Annotated in this window: 16 protein-coding genes; 7 read left to right on the top strand and 9 right to left on the bottom strand. The window is 64.0% G+C overall.

Annotation, left to right across the window (positions count from 1 at the left end; translation table 11 throughout):
* Nucleotides 1-144: 144 nt before the first annotated feature.
* From KW825_RS12285 to argC, 4 genes are read right to left on the bottom strand one after another with little or no spacing between them, the layout of a single operon-like run.
* Nucleotides 145-1380, bottom strand: coding sequence for an argininosuccinate synthase (locus tag KW825_RS12285; protein ID WP_042653098.1), 1236 nt, complete (start codon nt 1378-1380; stop codon nt 145-147).
* A 55-nt stretch (nt 1381-1435) separates the two neighbouring features.
* Nucleotides 1436-2347: an ornithine carbamoyltransferase gene (locus tag KW825_RS12290; RefSeq protein ID WP_218329376.1), complete on the bottom strand. Its 912-nt coding sequence runs from the start codon at nt 2345-2347 to the stop codon at nt 1436-1438.
* A 25-nt stretch (nt 2348-2372) separates the two neighbouring features.
* On the bottom strand, nt 2373-3152 hold the full coding sequence (gene argB, locus KW825_RS12295; RefSeq protein WP_042653100.1) for an acetylglutamate kinase: 780 nt from the start codon (nt 3150-3152) through the stop codon (nt 2373-2375).
* A 23-nt stretch (nt 3153-3175) separates the two neighbouring features.
* Complete coding sequence (argC, locus tag KW825_RS12300; RefSeq protein ID WP_218329377.1) at nt 3176-4183, bottom strand: N-acetyl-gamma-glutamyl-phosphate reductase; 1008 nt, start codon at nt 4181-4183, stop codon at nt 3176-3178.
* Nucleotides 4184-4444: 261 nt separating this feature from the next.
* On the opposite strand from argC, the gene argE reads away from it, so the two are divergent.
* From argE to ybaK, 4 genes are all read left to right on the top strand, one after another.
* Nucleotides 4445-5590 (top strand): acetylornithine deacetylase, encoded by a 1146-nt coding sequence (argE, locus tag KW825_RS12305; RefSeq protein ID WP_218329378.1) that lies wholly within the window; start codon nt 4445-4447, stop codon nt 5588-5590.
* A gap of 215 nt (nt 5591-5805) precedes the next feature.
* Nucleotides 5806-8439 carry a phosphoenolpyruvate carboxylase gene (gene ppc / locus KW825_RS12310; RefSeq protein WP_218329379.1) on the top strand — a complete coding sequence of 878 codons (2634 nt, stop codon included), beginning with the start codon at nt 5806-5808 and terminating at the stop codon, nt 8437-8439.
* A gap of 254 nt (nt 8440-8693) precedes the next feature.
* Entirely contained in the window at nt 8694-9017 is a 324-nt protein-coding gene (yecR, locus tag KW825_RS12315; protein WP_218329380.1) for a YecR family lipoprotein, read from the top strand.
* Nucleotides 9018-9292: 275 nt separating this feature from the next.
* Nucleotides 9293-9757 carry a Cys-tRNA(Pro) deacylase gene (gene ybaK, locus KW825_RS12320; protein ID WP_033128898.1) on the top strand — a complete coding sequence of 155 codons (465 nt, stop codon included), beginning with the start codon at nt 9293-9295 and terminating at the stop codon, nt 9755-9757.
* Nucleotides 9758-9894: 137 nt separating this feature from the next.
* Here ybaK and KW825_RS12325 read toward each other — a convergent pair whose 3' ends face one another.
* The 3 genes from KW825_RS12325 to KW825_RS12335 are packed head-to-tail and all read right to left on the bottom strand — an operon-like array spanning nt 9895 to nt 11541.
* Nucleotides 9895-10635: a GNAT family N-acetyltransferase gene (locus KW825_RS12325; RefSeq protein ID WP_218329381.1), complete on the bottom strand. Its 741-nt coding sequence runs from the start codon at nt 10633-10635 to the stop codon at nt 9895-9897.
* Entirely contained in the window at nt 10625-11062 is a 438-nt protein-coding gene (locus KW825_RS12330) for a rhodanese-like domain-containing protein (protein WP_218329382.1), read from the bottom strand. Before KW825_RS12330 ends, KW825_RS12325 begins: the two co-directional genes overlap by 11 nt.
* A complete protein-coding gene (locus tag KW825_RS12335) occupies nt 11059-11541 on the bottom strand; it encodes an OsmC family protein (protein WP_218329383.1) in 483 nt (160 codons plus the stop codon). Before KW825_RS12335 ends, KW825_RS12330 begins: the two co-directional genes overlap by 4 nt.
* Before the next feature lie 134 nt (nt 11542-11675).
* Here KW825_RS12335 and KW825_RS12340 point away from each other — a divergent pair, with 134 nt between their 5' ends.
* Nucleotides 11676-13100, top strand: a complete 1425-nt coding sequence (locus tag KW825_RS12340; RefSeq protein WP_218329384.1) for a PLP-dependent aminotransferase family protein — start codon at nt 11676-11678, stop codon at nt 13098-13100.
* A gap of 4 nt (nt 13101-13104) precedes the next feature.
* Here KW825_RS12340 and KW825_RS12345 read toward each other — a convergent pair whose 3' ends face one another.
* On the bottom strand, nt 13105-13983 hold the full coding sequence (locus KW825_RS12345; protein WP_218329385.1) for a LysR family transcriptional regulator: 879 nt from the start codon (nt 13981-13983) through the stop codon (nt 13105-13107).
* 124 nt (nt 13984-14107) lie between these two features.
* On the opposite strand from KW825_RS12345, the gene KW825_RS12350 reads away from it, so the two are divergent.
* Together KW825_RS12350 and KW825_RS12355 are read left to right on the top strand one after the other, a co-directional pair.
* Nucleotides 14108-14509 carry a CidA/LrgA family protein gene (locus tag KW825_RS12350; protein WP_218291593.1) on the top strand — a complete coding sequence of 134 codons (402 nt, stop codon included), beginning with the start codon at nt 14108-14110 and terminating at the stop codon, nt 14507-14509.
* Nucleotides 14502-15191 carry an LrgB family protein gene (locus KW825_RS12355; protein WP_218329386.1) on the top strand — a complete coding sequence of 230 codons (690 nt, stop codon included), beginning with the start codon at nt 14502-14504 and terminating at the stop codon, nt 15189-15191. Before KW825_RS12350 ends, KW825_RS12355 begins: the two co-directional genes overlap by 8 nt.
* Nucleotides 15192-15259: 68 nt before the next feature.
* On the opposite strand, the gene KW825_RS12360 is transcribed toward KW825_RS12355, so the two are convergent.
* The gene (locus KW825_RS12360) at nt 15260-17713 is read right to left on the bottom strand and encodes a bifunctional aspartate kinase/homoserine dehydrogenase II (protein WP_218329387.1); all 2454 of its coding nucleotides are present in this window, start codon (nt 17711-17713) and stop codon (nt 15260-15262) included.
* Nucleotides 17714-17762 lie beyond the last annotated feature (49 nt).

Raw genomic sequence — 17762 nt, forward strand, 5'->3', positions numbered from 1 at the left:
AATCTGGCCTTGTTTATCTGCGAGCCTGTTATCTCACAGACGCGGCCGAGGCGCTGCCGCTGTCATCACAACCCGCTGCTTACCCGCCTGTTATAAGTGAGGGGGCCAAGCCCCCTCACCGGTATCAGCGGGTCAAGCCAGGGCTCAACCGTGGGTGTGATCACCACCGATCGCCTGCTGTTGCTCCTTCATGGCGCGGATACGGCTGGCCAGGGTGTAGAGACGGATAAACCCTTCGGCGTGGCTCTGGTCGTACACCTCGTCGGCGCCGAAGGTGGCGAAGTCTTCGGAGTAGAGGCTGTTCGGCGACTTCTTCTGCACCGCGCTGACCTGACCCTTGTACATCTTCAGCACCACTTCACCGTCGAGATCCTCGGCGATGGCGTTGGCGGAGGCGACAATGGCCTTGCACAGCGGGGTGAACCAGCGACCGTCATAGACCAGGTGGGAGAACTCGGCACCCAGCTTCTCGCGCCAGGCGCGGGTCGGTCTGTCCAGCACCAGCTCTTCCACGGCGCGCAGTGCGGCGACCATGACGGTGCCACCCGGGGTCTCGTAGCAGCCACGGGACTTCATGCCCACCATGCGGTTCTCGGTGATGTCGATGCGGCCCACGCCGTGCTTGCCGGCACGCTCGTTCAGGGTGGTCAGGATCTGGTGCGGGGTCAGCGGCTGGTCGTCAACGGCAACCACTTCGCCCTGAGCCACGGTCAGCTTGACGTACTCCGGCTCGTTCGGTGCCTGCTCGGCCGGCACAGTCCACTGCCAGACCGCTTCGGACGGCTCGTTCCAGGTGCTCTCCAGCTCGCCACCCTCGGTGGAGATGTGCCAGGCGTTGGCATCACGGCTGTAGATCTTCTTCAGGGTCGCCTTGCAGGGGATGTCGCGGGCTTCCAGATAGGCCAGCAGATCTTCCCGGGAGCGCATGTCCCACAGACGCCAGGGGGCGATCACCTTCAGCTGCGGGGCCAGGGCCGCCACGGCGCCTTCGAAACGCACCTGATCGTTGCCCTTGCCGGTACAGCCGTGGGAGATGGCGTCGGCGCCTTCCGCCAGGGCCGCTTCCACCATGGCCTTGGCGATGATGGGACGGGCCATGGAGGTGCCCAGCAGGTAGGTACCTTCGTAGACGGCGCCGGTCTTCAGGGTCGGATAGACGTACTCTTTGACGAACTCTTCACGCAAGTCTTTGACGATGCACTTGGTGGCACCGGAGGCGATGGCCTTCTGCTCGATCCCGTCCAGATCGTCACGCTCCTGACCGACGTCGGCGACGAAGGCGATGATCTCCGCATCGTAGTTCTCTTTCAGCCAGGGAATGATGGCCGAGGTATCCAGTCCGCCCGAGTAAGCCAGTACGATCTTGTTGATTCCGCTCATTTACTTCTCTCCATGATGATTCGATAAGGTGTTTGATTCAGGGTCGGTCGCCGGCTTACTTGTGACCCAGCAGGGTCAGCAGCACGGCATTCTGGATATGCATACGGTTTTCTGCCTCATCCATGATGAGGGAGGCTGGTCCGTCCATGACCTCCGAGGTGATCTCCAGCTCCCGGTGCGCCGGCTGGCAATGCAGCACATGCTGGATGCCGGTGCGGTCGAGCAGGGCCTGGTTGATCTGATAAGGCATGAAGATATCTTTTACCTGCTCCATTGGTGTGCTGTCACCCATGGAGACCCAGGTATCGGTGTAAACCACGTCAAAACCTTCGATGGCGCCCACGTCATCGCTGATGTGGATGTGCGAACCGGACTGGGCCGCCAGCGCCTGGGCCTGCAGGAAGATCTGGGTATCAGGGCCGTGGCCCTTGGGGCAGACCAGGGTCACGTCGGTGCCCAGGGTGGCCCCCAGCAGCAGCAGGGAGTGGCTGACGTTGTTGCCATCGCCGAGGTAGGCGAGCTTCACCTTCGAGAGATCCGCATACTGCTCGCTGATGGTCATGAAGTCCGCCAGCCCCTGGCAGGGGTGGTAGAGGTTGCACAGGCTGTTCACCACCGGCACGGAGCCATGTTCGGCCAGTTCGACCAGGGTCTGGTGATCGAACACCCGGGCGACGATGGCATCACACCAGCGCGACAGGTTGGCGGCGAAATCCTTCACCGACTCCCGTTTGCCGAGCGCGCCGTTCTGTTGATCCAGGTAGACGCTGTGGCCACCGAGGCGGGCGATGCCGATGTCGAAGGTGACCCGGGTGCGCAGGGAGGGTTTCTCGAACAGGGTGACCACGCTCTTGCCCGCCAGCGCCTGGCCGTACTTTTTCGGATCCGCCTTGACCGCCTTGCCCAGCGCGATCAGTGCCAGGATCTGGGATTTGTTCAGATCGCTATCTTTCAGAAGATGTTGCATCGGATGTTCCTTTTTCCGGCCAGGGTTAGAGGGTGACTTGGGTGCCGACCGCACCGCCAGCCAGCAGCTTGAGCAGTTGATCCTGGTAGCGCCAGCTGGCGACGCAGACCGGCTTGCCCAGGGTCTCGGCGGCGTGCAGCGCGGCCTTCACCTTGACCGCCATGCCGTCGCTGATCACCCCCTTCTCCATCAGATCCAGCGCGGTCGCCTTGTTCAGCTGCGGCACCAGCTTGCCCTTGCCATCCAGGATGCCGCTCACGTCGGACAACATCACCAGATCGGCGCCGAGCGCCTCGGCAATCGCCGTGGCCGCCTGATCCGCGTTGACGTTCATCAGCTGGCCGGCGGCGGTGATGCCGATGGAGCTCACCACCGGCAGGAAGCCCTGACCGAGGATGCCCTGCACCAGCGCCGGGTTGCCCGGCTGGCAATCACCCACGGCGCCGAGATCCGGGTCGAGCTGGGTCACCTGGCACAGGCCGCCATCGGCCAGACAGAGCCCCACCGCCGGGATGCCGGTGGCAATGGCCTTGGCCATCATCATCTTGTTGGCGGTCCCCGCCAGGGCGCCGGCGATGAAGGGGATCTGCTCGAAGGGGGTGACCCGCAGGCCGTTCTTCTTGGTGGAAGTCAGCCCCAGTCCCTTGAGCAGGTCGTCCACCAGGCAGCCGCCGCCGTGCACCAGCACCAGGGGCCTATGCTGCTCATCCAAGAAGCTTTTGAGGGTGGCGAACAGGGCGGTCAGCGCCTCGTCATTCTCGATCAGCGCCCCACCTAACTTGATTACCAGCGTCTGCTTGTCCATCTTCTCTATCCTTCCTTAAAGCGTTAAATCAGGCCGGTGGCCGGTTCAAAACCAAACTTGATATTTATGCACTGGATGGCCTGGGAGGCGGCGCCCTTGAGCAGGTTGTCGATGGCGCAGACCACCACCAGCATGTTGCCCTGCTGCTGCCAGGCGATGTCGCAATAGGGGGTGCTCGCCACGCCGCGGATGGAGGGCATCTGGCCGGTGAGACGCACCAGCGGCTTGCCCTCATAGGCCTTGAGGAAGGCCTGATCCACCTGGGTCGCCGTCACGCCGTCCGCCAGTTGCACATAGATGGTGGCCAGGATGCCGCGCACATAGTTGCCGAGGTGGGGCTGGAACAGCACCTCCTTGCCCAGGTGGTGGCTGATCTCCGGCTGGTGTCTGTGATTGAAGGTGCCGTAAGGATTCAGGCTCACCTCGCAGAAGCTGGTGTTGATGGCGGCCTTGCGACCGGCCCCGGAGACCCCGGAGACCGCATTGATGATGGGCTGCCACCCCTTGGCAATGAGGCCAGCCTGCTGCAGCGGCTTGAGGGCGCACAGGGAGGCGGTCGGGTAGCAACCGGGCACCGCAATCAGCTGGGCGGCTTTGATGGCATCGGCATTCCACTCAGCCAGACCGTAGGCGGCCTGATCCAGCCACTGCTCGCTCTGGTGGGTGAAGCCGTAGAAGGAGGCGTAGAACTGCTGATCCCTGACCCGGAACGCGCCGGAGAGATCGAACACCGGCAGCCCCTTGGCCAGGAACTTGGGCGCCAGCTCGGCGCTCACCTCGTGGGCGGTGGCCAGCAGCACCAGGTCGGCCTGGGTCAGGATCCGGGTCATGCCGTCATCGTCCAGCGGCAGCAGCGGCTGATCCAGCGCACCGACCCACTGGGGATGGAGGGAAGAGAAACGCTTGTGCGCATCCTGGCTGCCGGCCGACACATAGAGGCCGAACAGCTTGAGTTGTGGATGGTTCTGGACCAGTGCGGCCAGTTCGGCTCCCGCGTAGCCACTGGCACCGACGATAACGGTGTTAAGCATTGTTGAATATTCCAAGTCTGAGTTCGAAGTTCACAGCATGGTGCTGCGGTGCAAGGGGTGAGCTATCGCCCCTTTGATGCAACGAGTGCGGAGGGGCAAATCAGGCGGGTGTGTGTCGTCGGTTATAGATCAGGTGACAGAACATTAACTTTCCCTTACAACTAGAAGCCTTGTCGATGAGTACTCGAAAAGAATATTCATGCACTCACTTTGCATTTGTATTTTCTAACAGAAACATTCCGGGGACGCAAGGAGCAGCTGATGGCCAATCTGGATTTTTTTTCACTTTATAAGAATATTATTGCGATTCCCTCTATCAGCAGCACGGATCCCCGCTGGGATCAGAGCAACGAGGCGGTGATCCGGCTGCTGGCCGACTGGTTCGGCCAGCTCGGCTTCCACTGCGAGGTGACCGCGCTGCCGGAGCTGCCCGGCAAGTTCAACCTGGTGGCCAGCATCGGCCAGGGAGAAGGGGGTCTGCTGCTGGCGGGCCACACCGATACGGTGCCCTTCGATGAGGGGGGCTGGAGCAAGGATCCCTTCAAGGTGACCGAGGAGGGCAACCGCCTGTATGGGCTCGGCACCATCGACATGAAGGGCTTCTTCGCCTTCATCGTCGAGGCGCTGAAAGAGATCGACCTGACCACCCTCAGCAAGCCGCTGCGCATCCTGGCCACCGCCGACGAGGAGACCACCATGGCGGGCGCCCGCGCCATCGCCGCGGCGGCCGAGCTCAAGCCGGACTACGCGGTGATCGGCGAGCCGACCGGGCTGGTGCCCGTGGTGGCCCACAAGGGCCACATGTCCGAGGCGATCCGCATCACAGGCCGGAGCGGCCACAGCTCGGATCCCGCCAACGGGGTCAACGCGCTGGAGATCATGCACCAGGCCATGGGCCAGGTGCTCAGGCTGCAGCAGAGCCTGAAGGAGAAGTACGCCGACCACAGATTCGCGGTGCCGCAGCCCACCCTCAATCTGGGCTACATCCAGGGGGGCGACAGCCCTAACCGCATCTGTGGCTGTTGCGAGCTGCACATCGACATGAGGCCCACCCCGCAGGTGGGGCCGGACGAACTGATGGGCATGCTCAAGGAGGCGCTCGCCCCCATCGAAGTTCATCAGCCGGGCTGCCTGCACCTGCAACACCTGCACGAGCCGATCCCCGCCTACGCCTGCGCCGATGATTCCGTGCTGGTGCGCGAGGCCGAGAAGGCGAGCGGCCACGCCGCCGAATCCGTGAACTATTGCACCGAGGCCCCCTTTATCCAGCAATTGGGATGCCAGACAATAGTGATGGGACCCGGTCATATCGCCCAGGCGCACCAACCGGACGAGTATCTGGATCTGTCGTTCGTCAAGCCGACCACGGCGGTGCTGCAGCACCTGATCCGGCGTTTCTGCCTCTGAATCGAGGGGAATGTAAGTAAGTTACATGACATGGCGCCCAGGGACAGGTGAGGGAAATACATGTTCTGTATCGGCCTGTTATTTGACCTTGCGCAGACAATCCGAGTAGATTGTCCCCCTAAGATGACGGAGCATATGTTGTAATCACACAACAATAAGTGAGGCTGCCTCTCACCCCGGAAGGTAAGGAGGCACCAACAAAATAAGGATGTGGAATGAACGAAAAGTACGCCGCGCTACGCGCCAACGTAGGCATGCTGGGCCAACTGCTGGGCAAGTCCATCAAGGATCATCAGGGACAGGCCTTCCTCGACAAGATCGAGACCATTCGTCAGCTGGCCAAGTCCTCCCGCAAGGGCAACGAGGCAGACCGTGAGTCGCTGCTCGAGACCCTGCGCACCCTCTCCGATGACGAGCTGCTGCCGGTGGCCCGTGCCTTCAGCCAGTTCCTCAACCTGGCCAACGTGGCAGAGCAGTTCCACACCATCTCCCGCCGCAGCGAAGAGCAGGAAAGCACCCCGGATCCGCTGGAGCAGATGTTCGCCAAGCTGAAAGCGTCCAACCTGTCCCAGGAGGCCATCATCCAGGCCGTGCGCGAGCTGGATATCGATCTGGTGCTGACCGCCCACCCGACCGAGGTGACCCGTCGCACCCTGATCCACAAGCACGTGCAGCTCAACGACTGCCTGGAAGCGCTGGAACTGTCCGATCTGCTGCCCCGCGAGCGGGACAAGATCCTCAATCGCATCGAACAGCTGGTCAATCAGGCCTGGCACACCAACGAGATCCGCGAACAGCGCCCGACCCCGGTAGACGAGGCCAAGTGGGGCTTCGCCGTGGTGGAAAACAGCCTCTGGCCCGCCATTCCCGAATTCATGCGCACCCTGGACGAGCGTCTGCAGCAGCACCTTGGCGTGCGCCTGCCGCTGGATGCCGCACCGGTCAAGTTCACCTCCTGGATGGGCGGTGACCGTGACGGCAACCCCTTCGTCACCGCCAAGGTGACCGCCGAGGTGCTGGAGCTGGGCCGCTGGATGGCGGTGAACCTGTTCTACAAAGACATCAAGGAGCTCACCTCCGAGCTCTCCATGTCCGACTGCACCGACGCCCTGCGCGAGCAAGTGGGCGATCACCCCGAGCCCTACCGCGCCCTGGTGCGCGAGCTGCGCGAACAGCTGCGCGAGACCCAGGAATTCCTCACCGCCAAGGTGCAGGGTCAGGTCAGCGAGAGCCGGGATCTGGTCAAGACCACGGCCCAGCTGCGCGAGCCGCTGGAGCTCTGCTACCACTCCCTGCATGCCTGCGGCATGGGCAACATCGCCGACGGCATGCTGCTGGACGTGCTGCGCAAGCTGGCCTGCTTCGGCATCCATCTGGTCAAGCTCGACATCCGTCAGGACGGCGAGCGCCACGGCCAGGTCTTCTCCGAGCTGACCCGTTACCTCGGCATGGGCGACTACGCCGAGTGGAGCGAAGACGACAAGCAGGCCTTCCTGCTCAATGAACTGAACTCCCGCCGCCCGCTGATCCCGACCGACTGGGAGCCGAGCGCCGAGACCCGCGAGACCATAGACACCTGTCGGGTCATCGCCGAGCACGACCCCGATGCGTTCGGCATCTACATCATCTCCATGGCCGGCGCCCCCTCCGACGTGCTGGCGGTGCAACTGCTGCTGAAGGAAGCCGGTTGCAAGTTCCGCATGCCGGTGGCGCCGCTGTTCGAGACCCAGGAAGATCTGATGGCGGGCACCGCCGTGATGGAGCGCCTGCTGTCGGTGGACTGGTATCGCGGCTACATCCAGGGTCGTCAGTACGTGATGATCGGCTACTCGGATTCCGCCAAGGATGCGGGCATGATGGCCGCCGGCTGGGCCCAGTACGCCGCCATGGAATCCCTGGTGGCACTGGCCGAGGCCAACAACCTGCGCCTCACCCTGTTCCACGGCCGTGGTGGCACCGTCGGTCGTGGCGGCGCCCCCGCCCATCAGGCGATCCTGTCCCAACCGCCGGGATCCCTGCGCGGTGGCCTGCGCGTGACCGAACAGGGCGAAATGATCCGCTTCAAGTTCGGCCTGCCCAAGGTCGCCATCCACAGCCTGAATCTCTATACCAGCGCGGTGCTGGAAGGAAACCTGCTGCCGCCGCCCAAGCCGAAAGAGAGCTGGCGCGCCGTGATCGAACAGGTGGCCGAAGCCTCCTGCGAACACTACCGCTCCATAGTGCGCGGCCATCCTGACTTCGTGCCCTACTTCCGCGCCGCCACCCCGGAGATGGAGCTCGGCAAGCTGCCGCTCGGCTCCCGTCCCGCCAAGCGCAAGCCCAACGGTGGTGTCGAGAGCCTGCGCGCCATCCCCTGGATCTTCGCCTGGACCCAGAACCGGCTGATGCTGCCGGCCTGGCTCGGCGCCCACAAGGGGCTGCAGCAGGCCATAGATGACGGCCACAAGAGCGTGCTGGACGAGATGAGCCGCCAGTGGCCCTTCTTCCGCACCCGCCTCGAGATGCTGGAGATGGTGTTCCTCAAGGCCGACCTCTGGCTGGCGGAGTACTACGACACCCGTCTGGTGCCGCAGGAGCTGTGGACCCTCGGCAAGCAGCTGCGTCAGGAGCTCTCCGACTCCATCCAGGTGGTGCTGGAGCTGCGCCCGCAGGGCGACCTGCTCGACGACCAGCCCTGGATCAAGGAGTCCATCAAGCTGCGCAACCCCTACACGGATCCGCTCAACGTGCTGCAGGTCGAACTGCTTGGCCGCTCGCGCAACCACGCCGAGATCCTGCACCCCGAGCTGGATCAGGCGCTGATGGTCACCATCGCTGGTATTGCGGCGGGCATGCGCAACACGGGTTGACAGGCGGGCTATCAAGCTCCCCTTCCTGAGTAAAAGGGCGCCATATTGGCGCCCTTTTAATTTCCACGCATTGCCTCGCCGGATGTCAGCCCTCTCCCTCTCTGTAGGTTCGATTAGCGCAGCGTAATCGGACTAACTACAATGGTTGACTGGTGACCCTTGTCACAGAACTTATTACAGGTAATGACAATTGCAATAACTAAAAATAGAGTATCCGGGGGTTCATGCTGGGCCCTATTTCATAAGGATGTGATATGAAAAAAATTACAATGTTGCTAGCACTTACTTCAATTCTATTAGGTGGTTGTTCAACGACAAAAGACTGGTCTGCGACAGGAGGAAGCAAAGCTGACGGCGTCATTAGACTCTCGTACGAGTTTGGTCAGTTTGAAGTTCCCCAAGTCAATGAGGAACAAGCAATTTCACTGGCAGCTAAAAGATGCGCAGTATGGGGTTATACCCATGCGGAAGCCTTTGGGGGAATTACAAAGCAATGTAATATGACAGACGGTTTCGGTGGTTGCACAAACTGGATGGTAACCAAAGAATATCAATGTACTGGGTCTGCTACCCAATAAACTGCATAGGCTTGAGTGGCAGCATTCCGCTGCCACTATGAGTATTTTCGCTGCCATAATTAGGTATACTTAATTTTAAGCCCTGCATATTGTGATCAAATTTTGCAATAAAAATCACGAAATAAAATAGGCGTATTCAATCAAATAGTCGCGAAATGATCCTGAAAGTTTCCAGAAAAAAGTCTGACCTATTCGTAAACCTTATCTTCATCAACTTGCACCATTTGGCCAGCAGGAGCAGACTATTTGGCCTTGCTTAGGCTCAAGGAATCCTTATGACCCCCGCTATCAACTTGCTGAAGAAGCTCAAGATCCCCCACAAGCTCTACCCCTACGAGTGCGAGGCCCACGATGATTTCGGCAAGCATGCCGCGACTCAGCTCGGCCTGCCGGAGGCCCAGGTGTTCAAGACCCTGATCGCCCATCACGACAAGCAGGCGGTGGTGGCCATAGTGCCGTCATCGGGTCTGTGCAGCCTGAAGCAGCTTGCCAAGGCGGCGGGGCTGAAGAAGGTGGAGATGATGAAGCCGGCGGAGGCCGAGAAGCTGACCGGTTACAAGGTGGGGGGCATCAGCCCGCTGGCCCAGAAGAAGTTGCTGCCCACAGTGCTGGACGACTCCGCCATGGCGTTTGACGAGATCCTGGTGAGCGGCGGCAAGCGCGGCCTCTCGGTCGGAGTGGCGCCGCAAGACATGCTTCGCCTTCTGAAGTGGATCGCCGCGCCCATCGGTGAACACTAAGGGACGAGCACCATGACTGAACAGCAGAATGCATAGAAGAGGCCCCGCATCCGGGGCCTCTTTCGTTTTATCGGTCGGCGGGTTCGAGTCGCGTCATCGAACGCAGGATAGAGCGACCCGACAACCCGCTGCCCGCGTCACTCCCCCTCGGGGTGGCAGGCGGCGGTCAGATCCGAGAGCCGCAGCCGCTGGTGCCCTGCCCCATCGAAGTTGTCATCCTCCAGCCAGCGCTCGAAGCAGCCTTGCAGGGCGGGCCATTCCCCATCGATCACCGAGAACCAGGCGGTATCCCTATTGCGGCCCTTGTCCACCCGCGCCTGACGGAAGGTCCCCTCGTAGCTGAAGCCGAGCCGCAGCGCCGCCTGGCGCGAGGGCCAGTTGAAATCGTTGCACTTCCACTCGTAGCGGCGGTAGCCGAGCGCGAAGGCATTGGCCATCATCAGCGCCATGGCTGCGGTAGAGAGGCGGGTGCGCTGCATGGCCGGCGAGAAGTGCAGCCAGCCCACCTCTATGCTGCCCGCGGCGGGGTCGATGCGCAGGTAGCTGGCAAGCCCGAGCGCCTTGCCGCTCGCCTCGTCGACAATGGCATAGAACTGGGGATCGGCCTTGGCGGCGACCCCTTGCAGCCAGGCCAGCATGGCCGCCTCATCCGCGAAGGGACCGCTGGTGAGATAGGTCCACATGGCCCCATCATCGGCGCCGAACGCCTGCCAGAGCGAGGCGCCGTGGCTCTCAGGGTCCAGCGGCTCCAGCCGGCAGCCCCAACCGCTCATGACCGCCTTGGGGGGAAACTCGGCGCCCGCCCAATCCGCCACCTCGGCCCCCAGGGGTTGATTGAATTCGTTGGTGATGTGAGTCGTCACTCGATTAGCAGCCACAGCTGATCCCCCCCTCTTGCAACACACCGGCCTCGCCGCCGGTGGCGACGGCGAAACCGTCCTGCCGCCACCAGTGCAGGCCACCGATCAGTTCCTTGACCCGAAAGCCCAGCGCCGCCAGTTTATAAGCCCCCTGGGTCGAGCCGTTGCAGCCGATGCCGTCGCAGTAACAGACATAGACCTTGTCTCGCGCCAGCCCGGCCGTGGTGGCAGGACTCATGGTGCTGTGGGGGAAGGAGATGGCCCCCGGGATATGGCCCTTCCCATAGTGATCGAAGGAGCGGGTGTCGATGACGACGATGCCGGGCTCACCGGCCAGCAGATCGACGGCGAGATCGGCCGGATCGGTGCGAAACGCCAGCTGGGCCTCGAAGAAGGCGCTGGCCTCCTGCGGGCTGGCCACCCCGGTGCTCAATACATGACTCATACGGACTCCTGATATAGCGCGACTTCGGTGGTGATCTCGGTTCTCACCGAGTTGGCGATGAAACACTGCTCGTGGGCCTGATGGTGCAGTCGCTCCAGCTCGGCCAGGCCAGGCTGGCGCTCCCCGCCAAACTGCACCCTGGGGCGCAGGGTGACCCTGGTGATCGACTGGCGACCCCGCTCGTCCGGCTCCATGACCCCCCAAGCCTGATCCCGATAGTTTTCCACCAGATAGCGCTCCCTGGCCGCCAGCCAGAGGAAGGTCAGCATGTGGCAGCTGGAGAGCGAGGCGACGAAAGCCTCCTCCGGATCGACGTTCTCCGCCACCGAGAAGGGCAAGGGCACCACATGGGGGGAGGAGGAGGCGGGCACCCTGACGCCGCCGTCAAACTCCCACTCATGGGCCCGACTGTAACGCTGATCGACGAAGGCCTCGCCGGCCCCCCGTTGCCAGCTGATGAGGGCACTGAACTCTGACATCCCGACTCCTTGTGGTGGTTGCACTCCATTCTCTGACCCTCAATGTAGCGTCATAATGGCCTTGCCACGCCGACCAATTTTGCCAATATAGGCAGACCAATTTTGCGGGCACAGTGCCCCACCCGGAGGCCCTCATGACCGCCCTGCCCACCCTGTTTTCCGACCAGCAACAGAACGCTCTGCCGCTCCATGAGCAGCTGGTGCGTACCCTGCGGGAAGCCATCCTGGCCGGTCACCTGCCCCAGCACAGCCGCTTGCCCGCCAGCCGCATGCTGGCCCGGGATCTCGGCATCTCCCGCAGCACGGTGGAGCTGGCCTACGGCCGGCTGGAGGCGGAGGGCTATCTGGTGCGCAGGGTGGGGGCCGGCAGCTTCGTCGCCCTGGCGGTGGTGCGCCCCGCCCCCAGGCCGCCCCAGTCGGCGGCGGGGCTGTCGCGCCGCGGCCAGGAGATGGCGGCGGGCGGGGCCTGCCATAACGCGCCCCAGGTGGGTGACTCCTTCGCCTCCAGCCAGCCGGATCCGCGCCTCTTCCCCCAGGCGCTCTGGGGGCGGCTGATGCAGCAACAGTGGCGCCAGCGCGCCAGCGACTGGATGAACTACGGGGATCCACAGGGCTTGGCTCCCCTTCGCGCCGCCATCAGCAGCTATCTGGTGCAGTCGCGGGGGGTGGTGTGCGAGCCGGATCAGATCCTGATCCTCACCAGCTCCCAGCAGGGCATCTTGCTGGCGACCCAGCTGCTCATCGATGCCGGCGACAGCGTCTGGGTGGAGGATCCCGGCTACCCGGGTGCGCGCACCGCGCTGGAGAGTGCCGGCGCCCGCGTCCATCCGGTGCCGGTGGACGAGGAGGGTCTCAACCCGGCAGGGGAACATCCGCGGCCAAGGCTCATCTACTGCACCCCGGCCCATCAGTATCCCCTCGGCGTGCCCATGAGCCTGCCGCGGCGGATGGCGTTGCTGGCCGAGGCCGAGCGGCACGGGGCCTGGATTTTGGAAGACGATTACGATGGGGAATATCAGTACGATCAGCGCCCGCTGCCCGCCCTGCAGGGGCTGGATGGTCAGGGGCGGGTCCTCTATGTTGGCACCTTCAGCAAGGTGCTGTTTGGTTCCTTGCGCCTCGCCTACCTGGTGCTGCCGCGCCCCCTGATGGAGGCCTTCAGCCGGGCCCGCGCCGCCTTCGACGGTCACAGCAACCAGCTGCAGCAGGCGGTCACCGCAGACTTCATCCGCGCCGGTCACTTCGCCACCCACCTGCGCCAGAGTCGCCTGCTCTACCAGAGCCGGCGGGATCTGCTGCTGAGCGAACTGGCCGAGCACTGCCCCCTGCTCACCCCCATCCACAGCGGCGCCGGGCTGCAGTGCGCCGTGCTGCTGCCGCCGGGCGGCGAGGCCCGCTGGACCGACGCCGCCAACGCCCTGGGGCTGGGCCTGCGCCCCCTCGGCCAGTTCTACCTCGGCGAGCCCAGGCTGGAGGGCTGGCTGCTCGGCTTTGGTTGCCTCGACAACCAGACCCTGCGCAGACTATGTCGCCAACTGGGCGCCCTGCTGCGCAGTTGAGTGCTCAGCCGTGGCTCTCGCGGCACAGGGCCAGCCAGGCCTCGGCGGTGCGGGAGAGGTAGCGCCGGCTCGGCCAAATCACCCCGAGTCGCCAGCTCAGCTCCGGCAGCAGGGGGCGCAACACCAGCCCGTCCGGGGTCAGCCGCCGGCAGATGGGCTCGGGCAGGAAGGCGACCCCCATGCCGCTGCGCACCATGGCGGTGAGAAAATCCCACTGGCTGCTGCGCGCCGCCACCTGGGGCACGAAGCCCGCCTGCTGGCAGGCCTGCTCCAGTCGCTCGCTCAGGGTGAAGGCCTGGGTGTAGAGCAGGAAGGGCTCCTCCTGCAGATCCTCCAGCCTGATCTCGTTGCGCTCGCGCCAGCGCGGCAGATCCGGCAGCACCACCTGGATCGGGTAGCAATCCAGCTCCAGCGCGCTGAGGGCGCCCCCCTCCCTGGTCGGCAACATGGTGATGGCGAGATCCAGCTCCCCCTCCAGCACCGCCTGCTCGATGCGACGGCCGCCATATTCGACGATGGAGAGCTCCACCCTGGGGTAGCGACTGCGGTAGGTGCGGATGAGATCCGCATAGACGTGGCCCACCATGGGCGGGATGCCGAGCGCGAGGCGCCCGTGCTGCAGGCTCTGCAGATCGGCGAGCTCCGCCTCCAGCTGCTGCATCTGGGCCAGGATCAGCTGGCCACGGGCAAACAGCACCTGGCCGCTGTCGGTCAGGGTGAAGCTGTGCCCCTCCCGGTTGAGCAGGGGCTGACCCAGCTCCTCCTCCATGTTGCGGATCATCTTGCTGATGGTGGGCTGGGTGACAAACAGCTTCTCGGAGGCGCGGGTGAAGCTCTGCTCCCGCACCAGTTCGACAAAGTAACGCAGGGCTCGGATATCCATGGGACGCTCGTCGGAGGGTTCGCTAAATAATGCCAATTTGGCATATTTTTCATAATTTAAATTCATTTTTTGCAGGTTTGGCCCGCACTTATACTGTGACCAGGTTCACAAAAAGACGCCCATCATGAAAGCCTTCTGCCTTCGCTGGCTACAAACCCCCTTCCAAATCGCCCTGCTGGCCGCCATCTGGCTGCTGGCCGACACCGCGGTGCGCACCTTCCACCTGCCCCTGCCCGCCAACCTCACCGGCATGTTGCTGTTGCTGGTCTGCATCCTGCTCGGGGTGGTCAAGGCGCAGTGGTTCAGCGCCGGTGCCCGCTGGCTGCTGGCGGAGATGCTGCTGTTCTTCGTGCCCGCCGTGGTGGCCGTGGTCAACTATCAGGATCTGCTGCTGCAGGAGGGGTGGCGCATCATGCTGGTGCTGGTGATAAGCACTGTGCTGGTGCTCGGCACCACGGCCCTGGTGGTGGACAGGGTCTATCGGCTCGAGCTGAAGCTGGCCCGCCGGAGCCGCCGCCATGTCTGATACCCTGCTCGGCCTGCTCTGCTTCGCCCTCACCCTGCTGTTCTACTACGCCAGCAAGTGGCTCTATGGCCGCAAGCGCATACTGCCGCTGATGCCACTGCTGCTGGCGCCGGCCCTGCTGGTGGCGGTGGTGATGCTGTTCCACATCCCCTATCAGGACTACATGGCCGAGTCGCACTGGCTGCTGTGGCTGCTGGGCCCGGCCACCGTCGCCTTCGCGGTGCCGGTCTACGAGAACCGCCAGTTGATGCGCCGCCACTGGCTCTCCCTGTCGGTGGGGGTGCTCGCCTCCGTGCTCATGGCGGTGGGCAGCACTGTGCTGCTGGCGCGCTGGCTGCATCTCTCCGATCTGCTGCAGCGCAGCATGGCCATGAGATCCATCACCACCCCCTTCGCGGTGGAGGCGACCCGCTCGGTCGGCGGCAATGCCGATCTCACCGCCCTGTTCGTGGTGCTGACCGGGGTGATCGGCATGGCGGTCGGCGAGAGCGTGCTGACGGTGCTCGCCATCCGCAGCCGCCTCGGCAAGGGGGCCGGCTTCGGTGCCTCGGCCCACGGCGCGGGCACCGCCAGAGCCTACCAGATGGGCAACGAGGAGGGGGTGGTCTCCAGCATGGTGATGATGATCGCCGGCATGGCGACGGTGCTGCTGGCCCCCCTGCTGGGCAAGCTGTTCTGGTAAGGCATTGCGATCACCCAACGAGAAGAGGCGCCCTTGGGCGCCTCTTCTTTGTTTTATCGACTAGCCCCTCAGAGGCTGGCGCAGATCTGCCACAGATCATACTGGATGGCCGCCGCCGTCACCTCGCGCCCCGCCCCCGGCCCCTGAATGACCAGCGGGTTGGTGCGATAGCTGTCGCTCTCGATGGCGAACACGTTGTCGCAGGGCAGCAGGTTTGCGAACGGATGGTGCGGCTCCAGGGTCTCAAGCCCGACCCGCGCCTTGCCGTCGTGCTCGAAGCGGGCGACGTAGCGCAGCACCTTGCCGACCCGACGTGCCCCCTCGAACGCGCTCTGGATGGGATCATCCAGCTCCTTGAGCCTGTCCATGAACTGATCCGTGCTGACCTTGCGCAGGACCACGGGCACCAGGTTCTCCAGCTCGATGTCGGCGGAGTCGAGCTCGAAGCCCGCCTCCCGCGCCAGGATCAGCAGCTTGCGGCGCACGTCCTGGCCGGAGAGATCCTCGCGGGGATCCGGCTCGGTCAGGCCGTGCTGCCAGGCCTCGTCCACCAGCTCGGAGAAGGGGCGGCTGCCATCGTACTGCTGGAACAGCCAGGAGAGGGTGCCGGAGAAGATGCCGGAGACCCCCTGGATGCGATCGCCGCTCTGGCGCAGCATCTGGATGCTGGACTGGATGGGCAGACCGGCGCCGACGGTGGCGTTGTAGCGCCACTGCACCTGGTGATCGCGGCAAGTCTGCTTGATGCGTTGGTAGAACTCGCTCTCGGCGGCGCCGGCAAACTTGTTGGCGGCGATGATGTGGCAGCCGAGCTGGGCGAAGTCAGGGTAATAGCGGCTCACCGTCTCGCTGGCGGTGAGATCGAGCGCGATCAGGCTGTCGAAGCCATGTTGCTCCAGCTGGCCCAGCAGCTCGGGCCAGATCAGTGGCCTGGGATTGAAGTTATCCCGCACCTTGAGCGGATCCAGCCCCTCCTCGTCCAGCACGCCCCCTTGCGAGTTGAACACCCCGTACAGGGTCAGGGTCAGGTTGAGCTCGTGCTCGAGCCGCGCCTTCTCGCGGCCATAGAGGCTCAGCCAGTGGCCACCGATGTTGCCCTTGCCAAACAGCACCAGGCCGACCCGGGTCGGGCGGCTGAACAGAGCGCCGTGCAGGGCGATGAGCAGCGGCTCCAGCACCACCTGGCGCAGCACCGCCACCAGGCTCAAGCCGTCTCTGGCCACCTGCACGAACTCCAGCGGCTGATCCGCCAGCAGCTGATAGAAGCGGTGACACTGCTCGGCGTTGTCGGTCACCCCGGCGCCGACCAGGGCCACCAGGCTGTAGCCCTCCTTCTGGATGAGGCCGGTGAAGTTGCCCTGCAACTGGAAGTCGCGCAGGATCTCGAACGCCCCTTCTGCTACTTCGAGCGTGTAGGCGAGGCGCAGCACCCGCCGATCCGGCTGGCGCTGCAGGGTGAGCGGGTTGAGGCGGTGGCGGGCCAGATGCGCCTCGATCGTGGCCACCGTCTGCTCATAGCTGGTCTGGGGCAGCACCTTGAGTTCGATCAGCGCTATCTGATCCACCGAGGAGACGATGCGTGCCCCGCCGGAGCGCGGCGCGCGGCGCAGTATGTGGGTACAACCCTCGTCCGGGTTGTAGCTGCAGCGCAGGGTGAGGCGCTGACGGCTGTCGGCCACCGGCTGCAAGGTGCGCGAGTGCAGCACCGGGGAGCCGAGGCGGGCCAGCTCGTTGGCCTCGGCCAGGCTGAGTCGCTCCAGCAGGCGCGCCTCCTTCACCCGGCGCGGATCCGCGCTGTAAACTCCGGCCACGTCGCTCCAGATGGTGGTGGATTCCCCGTCCGCCAGCGCCGCAAGCAGGCTGGCGCTGTAGTCGGAGCCGTTGCGGCCGAGCAGCAGGGAGCGCCCCTCCAGATCCGCGGCGATGAAGCCGGTCACGACGATGCGGCCGGCATGCTCGGCCAGGCGCGCCTTGAGCAGCTCGCTGGAGATGGCGGTATCCACCTTGACCAGGGCACCGTCCTCGGCACGCAGGAAGCTGCGCGCGTCGAGCCAGATGGCGGGCTCGCCGCGGCTGCTGAGCAGGGCGGCCAGCAGGCGCGCCGACCACACCTCGCCGAAGGCGAGCAGGCCGTTGCGGGCGAAGCGATCGAACTGTCCCTCCAGGGTCTTGCCGATGAACTGCACGTCATCGGCCAGCTGCCGGCTCAGGTCGAGCTGCCACTCCCCCTCCAGCAGGCCGTCGATCAGGCTCTGCTGATAGGATTGCAGCGCCGAGATGGCCTCACCGGCGGCCTCGTCCCCCGCCTCGGCCAGCTCCACCAGCTGGATCAGGCGGTTGGTGGTCTTGCCGGCGGCGGAGACCACGACCAGCTCCTGACCGCCGACCTGCTGCTCGACTATGGTGGCGACCCGGCGATAGCAGACCGGATCCGCCAGGCTGCTGCCCCCAAACTTGTGCACATGACGCCGCTTCAACCCTGTCTGTACCGCCACCGCGCTCTCTCCTTGCTGCTGTTCCATTACTTCACCGCCTGTTCCGTTTTATTCTGTCTTTGCTGTCTGCGGCCGG

It is taken from the genome of Aeromonas sp. sif2433, assembly GCF_019218705.1.
GTDB lineage: Bacteria > Pseudomonadota > Gammaproteobacteria > Enterobacterales > Aeromonadaceae > Aeromonas > Aeromonas encheleia.

Coding starts and splice junctions, on each gene's coding strand:
- KW825_RS12285 (WP_042653098.1), bottom strand. CDS start 1,380: ATGAGCGGAATCAACAAGATCGTACTGGCTTACTCGGGCGGACTGGAT.
- KW825_RS12290 (WP_218329376.1), bottom strand. CDS start 2,347: ATGCAACATCTTCTGAAAGATAGCGATCTGAACAAATCCCAGATCCTG.
- argB (WP_042653100.1), bottom strand. CDS start 3,152: ATGGACAAGCAGACGCTGGTAATCAAGTTAGGTGGGGCGCTGATCGAG.
- argC (WP_218329377.1), bottom strand. CDS start 4,183: ATGCTTAACACCGTTATCGTCGGTGCCAGTGGCTACGCGGGAGCCGAA.
- argE (WP_218329378.1), top strand. CDS start 4,445: ATGGCCAATCTGGATTTTTTTTCACTTTATAAGAATATTATTGCGATT.
- ppc (WP_218329379.1), top strand. CDS start 5,806: ATGAACGAAAAGTACGCCGCGCTACGCGCCAACGTAGGCATGCTGGGC.
- yecR (WP_218329380.1), top strand. CDS start 8,694: ATGAAAAAAATTACAATGTTGCTAGCACTTACTTCAATTCTATTAGGT.
- ybaK (WP_033128898.1), top strand. CDS start 9,293: ATGACCCCCGCTATCAACTTGCTGAAGAAGCTCAAGATCCCCCACAAG.
- KW825_RS12330 (WP_218329382.1), bottom strand. CDS start 11,062: ATGAGTCATGTATTGAGCACCGGGGTGGCCAGCCCGCAGGAGGCCAGC.
- KW825_RS12335 (WP_218329383.1), bottom strand. CDS start 11,541: ATGTCAGAGTTCAGTGCCCTCATCAGCTGGCAACGGGGGGCCGGCGAG.
- KW825_RS12340 (WP_218329384.1), top strand. CDS start 11,676: ATGACCGCCCTGCCCACCCTGTTTTCCGACCAGCAACAGAACGCTCTG.
- KW825_RS12345 (WP_218329385.1), bottom strand. CDS start 13,983: ATGGATATCCGAGCCCTGCGTTACTTTGTCGAACTGGTGCGGGAGCAG.
- KW825_RS12350 (WP_218291593.1), top strand. CDS start 14,108: ATGAAAGCCTTCTGCCTTCGCTGGCTACAAACCCCCTTCCAAATCGCC.
- KW825_RS12355 (WP_218329386.1), top strand. CDS start 14,502: ATGTCTGATACCCTGCTCGGCCTGCTCTGCTTCGCCCTCACCCTGCTG.
- KW825_RS12360 (WP_218329387.1), bottom strand. CDS start 17,713: ATGGAACAGCAGCAAGGAGAGAGCGCGGTGGCGGTACAGACAGGGTTG.